Genomic DNA, 12,171 nt, shown 5'->3' with positions numbered 1-12,171 from the left:
TATACTTTTATTTACTAAATACTTTAGAAAGTTGTTTTATAAATTCAAAAAGTTGTAAATTATTTAAATTTAAAAATTAAAAAAGCACCATTAATAAAAATTGGCACTTTAATATAGTTAAAATTTTCAACTTGTAATTTGATTTATACTTGCCCTTTAGTAATATGGGTTAGCGTGTCATTAACTTTAAAGAGTTTACTATTAATTGATGAAACACCCATTTGTTTCAAGCGTTCACTATGCATTGCTAAGTATTGTTGTGCATGTGCCTCGCTATCAAAGGCGTAAATGCCACCCGCTTCTTTATTTTCTGGATTTTCAGTCCAAATTTTCCAAATAAAACCAGGTTCTTCATTGATAGAGTATGCCAAATCTTTCATCTCTTCCGGCACATTAGGTTCAAATGGTCCATCAAATTGAAAATCTACCTGTAAAATATACGCCATATTTATCTCTCCCTTATATAAATAAATCATATAATATTCCTTTTAAAATACGTTGTTCGACGCTTACATCAACATTTACTTAACTAGCAATTATCTACTTTCATGCTTGGCAGTTAAGAACACTAAATATTTGTAAGTTACATAAATAACGATAAGAGTGGCCCAAATAATTTCAACGTAAGATAATATACTGAATAATAATTCTAAAATATCATTGAAATTAATTTTTTGCGAGATATTATATAGTGATGCAGCTGTCGTCACCCACGGGAAAGTTAATGCTGAAAAAGATACTTTAAATCCTCTCTTAAAAATTGTAGGGAAAAAGAGCAATGAAAATACGAACAACAGTTGCGATAATATAGTAAAGCTAACCACATATGTTGTTGAATAAGTTGAATGATTTAATATATAACCATTCAAACATAATGCTGCTGGGGCACTTACTATGATCACCATTGGATATTGTTCTTGATTATAAGTTTGCCACGCTTTAGATATTAATACATATATAAGAATGGCGATTAAAAACAACGACCCTAACATCGTTGCTATCAAACCTAAACTACTATTAAATGCCGGTGATGTTTCTCCGATTACACCTATTCCAACAAACATAACAAACCAGCTCGTGTTTGGTCGGGACTTATAATTTCTAAACGCATAAAATCCTACAAATATAATAATAAAAATAATATGTAATAAAATAGCAACGTACCAGAGAATATCTACTAGTTGCGACTTGATTAAAAAGTCATTTTTCATAATAAACAACATTAACATTAGCGTCATGGGTAATGTAGGCAATATAGCAAATGTATTTACATTTTTCAGTTCTTTTATAAACATTTGGGGCATAACAATCCACTTTATAAAAACTAAGATAAGAATTACCCAGGAAATAATAAAGCATATTAATCCACATAACGATAAATTTAAATGATAAAACAAATTACTTAGAGCCATATTACCTAGCGCTAACCCAGATATAGCGATTGGCAACCGTGCTAATGCTTTTTTAAACATACTCATGAACCTTTCGTTGTTAATAATATTGTGTTTTATTCATGTAAAATACATGCATTTGTATAAAAGTGATTTAAAAAGTCGATTTTTATACATAAAAAACTCCCATATCGATACTTTATATAAGTATAAACCGAATGGGAGTAATAATGAAATCCAGATTTTGAAATTATCTATTTGTACTCTTTAAATATTATATTTATGAATATATGCCCATAAATATAGACAACCAATTGTTGCTTGGTCACCCCAAGTAATTTGGCATTTTTTTAATAATTCTTTGCCCTTGTCATCTGGCACTTTGTATAAATGCTTTGCTGCACGCTGTAATCCAACATCGTCAATGGGTACGACGTCTTCTCTTTGCATCGTAAAAATTAGAAATACTTCAGCCGTCCATTTTCCAATACCTTTAACGGCAGTTAATTGTTTGATAATTGCTTCATTACTTAATTTATCAAATTGACTAAATTCGAGTTCATTCTCGTTAATATGTTCAATAAGATTACTGAGGTATTTTTGTTTAGGTTTAGACAAGCCTATCTCAACCATATCTTCTTCCGTTAATTTACTAACCGTATCGACTGACCAGTCATCATTTATCTTTTGAGTTAACCTGTCAAAAATAGCTACTGCGGCTTTAACGGATATTTGTTGCCCTACTATCGATCTAACAATTGACTTTAATGGATCAGGACGTAAATTTCTTTCTATGTCTCCAATGTCTTCGATTAAGGATACGAGTATAGCGTCTTTACGCATTAATTGTTGCACACGTTGATCTTGTTTTGAAATTTGCCAAGTTGTGTTCATCGACTCACCACCTCACGTTTTAACATTAGAATTATAAAGCGAATAATATCATATCTATTTATCCTTATTCTTGCTGCGTATTTTTATGATTTAACAGTAATAACACTAGCGAAATAATTGCGAGTAGCACGACAATAATACTAAACGTAAGACCGGCACCTTGAATAGCAAGTCCTAATTGTAATAACCCTACACCTACTACAGGAATGGAAATCGCTATATAAGCAATCGTAAAGAACGTTGAAGTGATTTCAGCCTGTTTGTCTTGTGGCGACACGCTATTTACCGTGGATAAGCCTGCACGAAAGCTAAACGCCTGACCTAATCCTGAAACAATTGCCCCTATAAGTAATAAGACATATGAACTAAGTAGCAATGAAATACCTACTAAAATAACACCTACGATCAATGTCGCACTACCTAACATCAGCACACTATAGTCTGATTTTTGTTTGAATAATAATTGACCGACTGTGGAAGCACAGAATACTAAAAATACTGTTAATCCAATAATTGCTTTGTTTTGAATATTCAAGATTTCTCCTAAGAAATTGGGAGATATCGCCGTGAATAGACCTAGCATTGAAAATCCTACAAAAACTGGTATTACTGCATAAATAAATGTCCCTCTAATGTTACTAGGAACACTCAATTTTTGAACTTTAATACGAAAACTTTGTTTATCTTTGATAGGTTCTGGCATCAACCAAATACCAATAAATGCCGGTATTAATAACACAATATCGACAATAAAGACTAAATGTAACGCGTATGGAAGATATTGAGCGAGCACGCCACAAAGTAATGGCCCAAAACCTAGACCTAACATATTAACACTGCTGGCAATGGTTGACGCCTGGTTCTTTTTATCGTCAGGTGCTAAATTCACAATGGTTGTTGTAGCCGTACTAGTAAATAAGCCTGCAGAAAGACCAGAAACAACTCTCCCTAACAGTAATAAACCTACGTTTGACGCAAATAGAAAGACGATTGCACTAATAATAGACAAAATAATTCCAGGAATAAGTACATAACGTCTGCCAATACGATCTGATAACTGTCCAAATACAAGTAATCCACCGATAACACCTACTGCATATACGGCATAAATAACAGTAATCATTAATGGAGATAATTGAAATACATTACTATACAGCGGGTATAGTGGCGTCGGCAGCGTCGTCCCCATCATAACAATCATAAAAGCATATACCGCACCAACGAAACCCAACTTTAATATACGGTTTGTATTATCTTGATTATCCAATGGTCATTTCTCCTTATTAAAAAATTGAAATTTCACTACGTTATTTGCAATTCAACGTCTCTGATTGAAAATACAGTTTACACGAATTTGAAGTTCTAATATCTATTACATGTTTTAAATAACGAAAAATGATCGCTTCAAAATTAAAACGACCATTCTCATCCATAATATTAAATTTACTATTTACTCAATTGTTAAACCAAGTTTGTTTATTAAAGTTTGTATCTCTATCTTTATGCTTAATACGCTCTATAACTAGCTAATCTATTTCGCATGTCTTGAAGGCACTGTAGGCACTTCAGATAATAAGCGTTGTGTGTAATCGGCCTGTGGATTTTCAATAACACTTTCAGCATCATTTAACTCAACGACTCGCCCTTGTTGCATCACGGCGATACGGTCGCTCATTTCTTTAATCACACCCATATCATGTGTGATAAAAATATAGGTCATATTCATTTCTTCTTGTAGTCGTTTCAACAATTGAATAATTTCTTGTTGAATTGATACATCTAATGCAGAAACTGCTTCATCACACACAATAACCTCAGGTTCTATCGAAATAGCACGTGCTATACTGACACGTTGCCTTTGTCCACCTGATAACTCATGAGGATAACGATATAAATAAGATTCATCTAATCCTACTTTTTCCAATAACGTAATAACTTGTGTCTTTAAATCTTTATTATTATTTATATAGCCATGTATTTTAAGCGGTCGTCCTATAATATCTATCACTTTAAAGCGTGGATTAATAGAGGCATATGGATCTTGAAAAATCATTTGAATTTCTTTTCTTAAGCTCGTCATTTCGCTTTGTCTAAATAAATGTAATGGTAACCCTTTATACCACACAGCTCCTTCAGATACTCCATTCAAACCTACAACCGTCTTTGCTAAAGAAGATTTACCTGAGCCAGATTCGCCAACTATACCAAGTGATTCGCCTTTTCGAATATTGATAGATACATCATTCACCGCTCTAAAACTTTGACCTTTCGAAGCTGGATAATCAACCGATACATGATCAAAGGTTAATATCTTTTCGTCACTTATGTTACTTCGTGGTTGTTTCGGTGCATGTAAATCTGGTATAGCATCAATTAATCGTTGTGTATATGCATTTTGTGGATTATCAAAGACAGATTTAACATCGCCACGTTCAACAACTGCGCCCTCTTTCATCACAATCATGTCGTCACAAAACTGATAGACTACACTTAAATCATGAGTAATAAAAATAATTGATGTTTCTATATGTTCATATAATGATTTCATTAACTCTAACAGTTGATTTTGTGTACTTACATCTAACGCAGTAGTCGGTTCGTCAGCGATTAATACACGTGGTTCGAGAACTAAAGCCATGGCAATCATGACACGTTGACGCATACCACCAGAAAATTCATAAGGATAAGCATTAAAATTACGCTCTAGATTTTGAATACCTACTTTTTCTAAAATATCCATAGCCATTTTTTTAGCTGCGCTTTTAGATATTTTCTTATGTTGAAAAATCACTTCTGTAATTTGCTTTCCAATTGCCATTCTTGGATTTAGTGAAGAAATAGGGTCTTGGAATATCATCGCTACATCTTTACCACGATATTGCTGAATTTGTTTACGGTTTAGTTTATTAATATCTTCACCATCAAATAAAATTTCACCAGAAATTGTGTGGTTAGGATAATCAGGCAATAATTTCATAATTGACTTTGCCGTAACACTTTTGCCTGAACCAGATTCCCCAACAATACCAAGTATTTTTCTCTTTTCTAAATTAAAGCTCACATCCTTAACCGCTTCGACACTTCTATTGTCATAATCGAACGATATACCCAGATGATTTACTTCTAATAAATTCGTCATTCAAACACCCCTATTCACAAAACGTAATTTTTCAACTATACTTGTATATCATATTAATCTAGTCGACTTTAACTTACAAGAGGTGAATTTTGTGCAACCATTTCGTCACGCTTTCAAGCCCTTATATGGTAAATATTTTTATCGTATAATTTTTTCAATTTTAAGTTTACCGTTATTTATTTATGCCGTAATTAAATATTTTATTCAAGGTAAACAACATGTAAGTACCGTGCAACAATCAGAACTCGATTCAATTGTAGCAGCTTTAAAAAAGAAATATAGTTATTTAAAACAGGACAAAAATGATAACAAGCTTAGGAAAGAAGCGCAACGCATATATAATCATCGGTATCGTTATAATGCTAAGCAGCCTACAAATGACTTTGTATCATATTACACAACTTTGATAACTGGCAGATTCCCAGTTATCAAAGTTATTTGTGCCTTCCCGCTATTTATTTTATTATGCTTTTATTTAAATCCAATCGTAAGATATATTTTTGAACGTTTCGTAATGGCTTTATTCGTTATCGTAGGCGTTATTTTTGTTGTTTTTACAATACTATATCTTTCACCATTGGATGCAGCTTATAGCATTTTGGGCCCAGAAGCAACAAAAGATCAAGTACATCAATTTAATGCTAGCCATAACCTTGACCAATCCTATTTAGCGCAACTTTGGAATGCCATTAAAGGCGTATTCACCTTCGATTTAGGAACATCATATAAAGGTAATGAAAACGTTATTCATGCTATTTTCATACGTATTCCTGTTACTTTACTCATTGCTTTAATTTCATTAATTATTGCGATTGTTATTGCCATTCCTATTGGTATTATTAGCGCAATTAAGCGTAACACATGGTTAGACGTTATTTTAATGATAATTGCATTAATAGGTTTATCTATTCCAAATTTCTGGCAAGGGTTAATCTTTATACTTGCCTTCTCGTTAAAGTTAGACATTTTACCACCATCTTATATGCCAAATAACCCGTTAACACTTATTTTGCCAGTGATTGTGGTAGGTACTGCTGTAGCCGCTTCTATTACACGTATGACACGTTCATCTGTATTAGAAGTTATGCGCAATGACTATGTTATGACTGCTTATGCCAAAGGGTTGTCATCGCAACAAGTTATTACACGACACATTTTAAAAAATGCCATTATTCCTATCATCACATTGATTGGCTTACTCGTAGCCGATTTATTAGGAGGCGCTGCGGTAACAGAACAAGTCTTTAACATTAATGGTATCGGTCGTTATATCGTTCAAAAACAATTTATACCAGACATTCCAGCCATTATGGGCGGTGTAGTATATATTTCTATTGTTATATCGCTAGCTAACCTTGCGATAGATATTTTTTACGCTATTGTAGATCCAAAAATACGTAGTGAAATTAAGGAAAGGGAGTAACGCTATGAAACAACAAACATTAAAATATTTCACTTTACTCTCAGTAGTCACATTTATACTAGTAATATTAACGACATGTATCAATATGTTTAAAGGCTATGTCGCAGATAGATTTTACTTGGGTGAAACGATACTTATTGTAGTAACTTTATTAACATTATGTATCGGCTTATCCTATTCAAAATGGCAGACAAATTCAATAATACGCTTGTTAGTTTACCTGTTCCTTCTTATAACTACTTGTACCGGAAATATTTTTTCATTGCTTATGTTCATCACGATTTTGCGCAATGAACAAACATCAAAATATGGTATTTATAATAGTTGGGAAAATTTCATTTATAAAGTACGCCAAAATAAAATTGCACTTATTGGTATGGTGATTTTGGTTTATATGTTGACCTTATCAATCACTTCTATTTTCACATTTGATACGTCATTAGCAACGCAAAATCACTTTAATGCTTTATTGCAAAATCCGAGTTGGGCACATCCATTTGGAACTGATGATTTTGGACGTGACTTATTCACGCGTATCATCGCAGGTGCAAAATTAACGTTCTTTATATCGATAGTATCGGTTATTATTGCAATGATATTTGGCATGCTTTTAGGCACGCTTGCTGGTTACTTCACTAAAGCAGACAATGGCATTATGAGAATTCTCGATGTATTCTTTGCGATTCCTTCATTACTGTTAGCAGTTGCAATTATCGCATCATTTGGTGCAAGTACAACCAATTTAATCATCGCCTTAAGCATTGGTAATATTCCTTCTTTTGCTCGTACTATGCGTGCGAATGTATTAGAAGTTAAACGTACTGAGTACGTTGAAGCTGCCATTATTTCAGGAGAACAAACACCACGTATACTATGGAGTTATATTTTCCCAAATGCTTTAGCCCCTATCATTATACGTTTTTCATTAAATATAGGCGCGGTCGTATTAACAACAAGTGGTTTAAGCTTCCTAGGCCTTGGCGTAGCGCCAGAAGTACCTGAATGGGGCAATATATTACGTACAGGTAGTACTTATCTTGAAACACATAGTAATCTCGCAATATTTCCTGGGTTATGTATTATGTTACTCGTTCTTGCCTTTAACTTTATTGGCGATGCCGTACGTGACGCACTTGATCCAAAAGTTCAATAAGCGAAAGGGGATGACATTTTGAAAAAAAGATTGGCAACCGTCACATTAATTGCTGCACTAACTTTAAGTGCATGCAGTGTACCTACGAAGTCTGATTTACCTAAAAAAGAACATAAAGTTGAAGTTAAAGGTAAACGACCAACTATAAGTTTTCTAGGGCAATCATCATACGAAGATGAAATGAATATTGCCAAAGCTCAATTAGAAGACGCTGGATTTAATGTAAAAATGAATATACAACCTGACTATGGTAGTTTCCGCTCACAACGTGAAGCTGGTAACTATGATATTGCTATAGATGACTGGACTACTGTTTTTGGTGACCCAAATTACTCTGTGAGTGCCCTTTTCAAAACGGGTGGCTCTAATAGTTTGCTGAGTGATAAACATGTAGATAAATTATTAAATAAAGCTTCTCAAGAAACAGATAGTAAAGCTAAAAAGACCTATAAACAATTAGAAGATGAAGTTGTTTTTAAAGAAGGTTATTTAGCACCTTTATATGGTTCTAAAAAAAATCTCGTTTTCGATAATAAAGTAATTAATCCTAAGCGCGTTATGTTACCTATATCTCGCGCACTCTTTTGGCAAAGTTTTGATTACAATAACAAACAAAATCGTGACAAGCGACCACTTGTTATTTCTCAAGAAGACAGTGAACTCGCATCACTCGATCCAATACGTTCTATTGCACCGTCTGTCTATGGCATAGATATGAACATGTATACACGTCTATTAACATTGGATAAAGATAATAGCATTACAACTAAAGGCTCGCTCAGCCATAGTTACGCGACAAATAAAGACCATACAGCCTTTTACTTCTTATTAAGAGACGACGATTATTTTGCAAAAGTAGAAAATGGTAAAGCCGAAAAAACAAATGAACGTGTTACAGCAGACGACGTTAAGTTTTCATTGGATCGCGCTCGTGATAAAAATTCAGTACCAGATAATACAACTTATAATATGCATTCACACATTAAGAATATTGCTAAGGTATCAAATATTAACCAATTAAAAGACACACAAACCTCAAATAATAACAGTGTTTGGGACGCATTGACTAAAGATAAAAAGTTAAATGTTAAATCATTAACTAATAATGATGCAGCAGTAAACAATAAAGAAGGTAAATATCAAGTCGTTAAAATTACCACAGACCAATCAATGCCAAAAGAAGTTAATTATCTTACACATTCATCTGCAGGCATATTATCTAAGTCTCATGTAACTGCAATGAACAATAAAAACAATGACAAACCATATGGCGATCCAAGTACCATTCCAACAAAAGATAGTGGCAAAAACAGCTTATATGCGAGTGGCCCTTATATTATGACTAAGAAAACAAATTATCAGGCATCATTCGAACGTAACCCAGGCTTTAACGAACACGGGCAAAGCAACTATGGCCGCGCTCCTATAAAAAATATTGCCTTAAGATTTAATGATGACCCAGACAGTGCCTTATCTGAATTAAGAAACCATTCTGTCGATGTATTATCTGATGCAGACCAGAAAAACTTCGACTTAATCAAATCAGATGATAATTTAACAATTAAACGTAAAATGGGTAGCGAGTCTGTCTTCTTATTAACTAATATTAAACACGGTACTTTCAAAAAACATCCTGAATTGCGTCGTGCTGTTGTCGATGCGGTCGATCAACAGCAATATATAAAATTCTACCGTGGCGATAAGTTTAATATTGCATCACCTGTCACACCATTGCTAAATACAGGTAATAAGCAACACAGAGATTTAGATGATGCTCAGAAGATTATGGATAAATACCAAAAGCACCATCATTAATATTAAAAACGCGCTGTTCTAATATCGTTATCATACAATTTAAAGAGCTAAATAGCGTTGTAACAACACCTATATTTTAATATGTTGTTCACTTTAATTTGAAACAGACATAGGAGGTCATCATATGGACAATCAATCTGACGTTACAGCATCATCAGAGGGCCTAGTATCAGTATCACACCCTATTGCAGCCAAAGTAGGTAAAGACATCTTAGACCAAGGTGGTACGGCAATCGATGCCGTTATCGCTATTCAATGCATACTAAATGTTGTAGAGCCCTATATGTCTGGCTTAGGTGGCGGTGGTTATTTATTATACTATGATCATACTACTCAGCAGGTAACAACATTTGATGCTCGTGAAACTGCACCAAGCCATGTAGACACCGAATTTTATCTAGATAACGACGGCAACCACCTGTCATTTTTTGACCTTAGTACACATGGTTCCGCCATTGGAATTCCAGGCATTCCAAAACTATTTGATTACTTAATGGACAATTATGCAACATTAGAGTTAGCTAATTTAATCAACCCAGCAATTCAACTGGCACAGGAAGGCCACCGTGCAAATTGGGCAACGCAAAAATATTCATGGCATCAAATCGAGCGTATTAAAAAGTACCCCGAAACTTATGCAACCTATACTAATGCTGAAAATGACTACTTTCATGAAGGTGACTGGGTTAGACTGCCAGCACTCTCAAAGACCTTTGAATATGTTCGTGATAACGGCTTTGATGCCTTTTATCATGGCGATATCGCACATCAAATTGTGCAAGCTACTAATCAAGCTGGCGGTCAAATGACATTAGAGGATTTACACAATTATGATATTCAAATCAAAGCACCTGTTACTGCAAATTACCGTGGCTATGATATCTATACTATGGGCCCTTCAAGCTCTGGCGGTATTACCGTACTGCAAATTTTAAAAATGATGGAACAATTTAATCTAAAAAATATGGGTAGCCGATCAACGCAATATCTTCATACATTGATCCAGGCAATGCATTTAGCTTATAGCGACCGTGCGCAATACAGTACTGATAATACTTTCCATCACGTACCAATTAGTGAATTATTGAATGAAGATTATTTGAAAAATCGCAGTAACCACATTCAAAGTCAGTACGCAAACTTTAATATTAATCACGGCGTATTCAGCGAACAGCAATCTAATACCAATATAGACGAGCAACATACTGAAACTACCCATTATTCAGTAACAGATCGTTATGGTAATGTCGCATCGTTCACTACTTCTATTGGCATGATTTATGGTTCTGGTATTACTGTTCCAGGCTATGGCTTACTCCTTAATACGACAATGAATGACTTCGACGTGGTTAAGGGTGGCATCAATGAAATAGAACCTGGCAAACGTTCAATCAGTAGTATGACGCCCACTATAATTATGAAAGATGCTAAACCTTTTATGGAGGTCGGCTCTCCTGGTGCAATTAGTATTATTGCTTGTGTCGTTCAAACGATAATCAATGTCCTAGATTTTGACATGTCAATTCAACAAGCTATAAATGAACCACGTATATATAGTAGTAACCCATCACGTATCGAATGGGAGCCCCAATTTAGCCAAAGTATTATTTTAGAACTAATTAATAAGGGGCATGCCATGGAGCGCAAGCCTGAAGCATATATCGGTGACGTACATGGCTTAAGATTTAATTACAATAATGATAAAAATAATGGCGCTACCGATAGTCAGTGGAAGATTAATAGTGAGCAAGACAACGATTCTAAAAGCAGCGCAGAAAACATAAACACTATACAACCTCATGTATTCGTTTCTGGTGGAGCCGATGACACACGTGAAGGCACTGTAATGGGTGGTAACGTCTACATTAAACGAAATCAAGCACCGCAACTAGAAACTTATGAAATTCCAGAATTTAACGTGTATGTTAACAACGTCGCCTTACCTCTACGTAAGTTTCAAGCTTTTCGAGAAGACGATATTTATTGGCTTGATTTGACCATAGCTGATCACGCCTTTGCTGTTGATGTTGAAAGTGGAAATTTTAATAACGACAGTACAACTGACGATAAAGATAATACAACTTGTATAAGCCGCGAAAAACTTGCTAATTACATTCAATCTTTTACAAATCAAGAATATATTCAATTAATACCTTTAGCGAAACAACTTAACTACTCAATAAACATTATCGATGATGACCTTTATCTGAGTAAAAATGCTGAACAACGTATCGATGAAGATGCTGCAGCATATTATCGTTATGATAAAGACAGTATTACAAGATAATACAAAAAAAGCGACAAGCATACGTATCTAAGTCTATTTCCCTTGATACACCTTGTCGCTTTTATAATT

9 protein-coding genes are annotated in these 12,171 nt (G+C 34.2%); 4 read left to right on the top strand and 5 right to left on the bottom strand.

Translation table 11 applies throughout. The features are described 5' to 3' along the window. Nucleotides 1-143: 143 nt before the first annotated feature. The 5 genes from C7J89_RS01880 to C7J89_RS01860 form a co-directional block, all read right to left on the bottom strand. Entirely contained in the window at nt 144-446 is a 303-nt protein-coding gene (locus C7J89_RS01880; protein ID WP_103294743.1) for a monooxygenase, read from the bottom strand. A gap of 90 nt (nt 447-536) precedes the next feature. Continuing rightward, the gene (locus C7J89_RS01875; RefSeq protein WP_103294744.1) at nt 537-1,472 is read right to left on the bottom strand and encodes an SLAC1 family transporter; all 936 of its coding nucleotides are present in this window, start codon (nt 1,470-1,472) and stop codon (nt 537-539) included. A 186-nt stretch (nt 1,473-1,658) separates the two neighbouring features. Continuing rightward, nucleotides 1,659-2,285, bottom strand: a complete 627-nt coding sequence (locus tag C7J89_RS01870) for a DNA-3-methyladenine glycosylase family protein (protein WP_103294745.1) — start codon at nt 2,283-2,285, stop codon at nt 1,659-1,661. A 64-nt stretch (nt 2,286-2,349) separates the two neighbouring features. Beyond that, nucleotides 2,350-3,552, bottom strand: coding sequence for an MFS transporter (locus tag C7J89_RS01865; protein WP_233432439.1), 1,203 nt, complete (start codon nt 3,550-3,552; stop codon nt 2,350-2,352). Nucleotides 3,553-3,816: 264 nt separating this feature from the next. Continuing rightward, complete coding sequence (locus C7J89_RS01860) at nt 3,817-5,424, bottom strand: dipeptide ABC transporter ATP-binding protein (RefSeq protein WP_103294746.1); 1,608 nt, start codon at nt 5,422-5,424, stop codon at nt 3,817-3,819. A gap of 37 nt (nt 5,425-5,461) precedes the next feature. On the opposite strand from C7J89_RS01860, the gene C7J89_RS01855 reads away from it, so the two are divergent. The 4 genes from C7J89_RS01855 to ggt all read left to right on the top strand — a co-directional run bounded on the left by C7J89_RS01855 (nt 5,462) and on the right by ggt (nt 12,102). Then, on the top strand, nt 5,462-6,847 hold the full coding sequence (locus tag C7J89_RS01855) for an ABC transporter permease (protein ID WP_407697226.1): 1,386 nt from the start codon (nt 5,462-5,464) through the stop codon (nt 6,845-6,847). A gap of 4 nt (nt 6,848-6,851) precedes the next feature. Next, nucleotides 6,852-8,000: an ABC transporter permease gene (locus tag C7J89_RS01850; RefSeq protein WP_103294748.1), complete on the top strand. Its 1,149-nt coding sequence runs from the start codon at nt 6,852-6,854 to the stop codon at nt 7,998-8,000. 18 nt (nt 8,001-8,018) lie between these two features. Further along, nucleotides 8,019-9,815, top strand: a complete 1,797-nt coding sequence (locus C7J89_RS01845; protein WP_103294749.1) for an ABC transporter substrate-binding protein — start codon at nt 8,019-8,021, stop codon at nt 9,813-9,815. Between the two features lie 124 nt (nt 9,816-9,939). Then, nucleotides 9,940-12,102, top strand: coding sequence for a gamma-glutamyltransferase (gene ggt / locus C7J89_RS01840; RefSeq protein WP_103294750.1), 2,163 nt, complete (start codon nt 9,940-9,942; stop codon nt 12,100-12,102). Nucleotides 12,103-12,171 lie beyond the last annotated feature (69 nt).

The organism is Staphylococcus kloosii (assembly GCF_003019255.1).
GTDB lineage: Bacteria > Bacillota > Bacilli > Staphylococcales > Staphylococcaceae > Staphylococcus > Staphylococcus kloosii.
This window is presented reverse-complemented; position numbering and strand designations above follow the sequence as displayed.

Excerpts from the sequence above, each read along its gene's own strand:
- ggt (WP_103294750.1), top strand. The coding sequence starts at position 9,940 with ATGGACAATCAATCTGACGTTACAGCATCATCAGAGGGCCTAGTATCA.
- C7J89_RS01875 (WP_103294744.1), bottom strand. The coding sequence starts at position 1,472 with ATGTTTAAAAAAGCATTAGCACGGTTGCCAATCGCTATATCTGGGTTA.
- C7J89_RS01860 (WP_103294746.1), bottom strand. The coding sequence starts at position 5,424 with ATGACGAATTTATTAGAAGTAAATCATCTGGGTATATCGTTCGATTAT.
- C7J89_RS01870 (WP_103294745.1), bottom strand. The coding sequence starts at position 2,285 with ATGAACACAACTTGGCAAATTTCAAAACAAGATCAACGTGTGCAACAA.
- C7J89_RS01880 (WP_103294743.1), bottom strand. The coding sequence starts at position 446 with ATGGCGTATATTTTACAGGTAGATTTTCAATTTGATGGACCATTTGAA.
- C7J89_RS01850 (WP_103294748.1), top strand. The coding sequence starts at position 6,852 with ATGAAACAACAAACATTAAAATATTTCACTTTACTCTCAGTAGTCACA.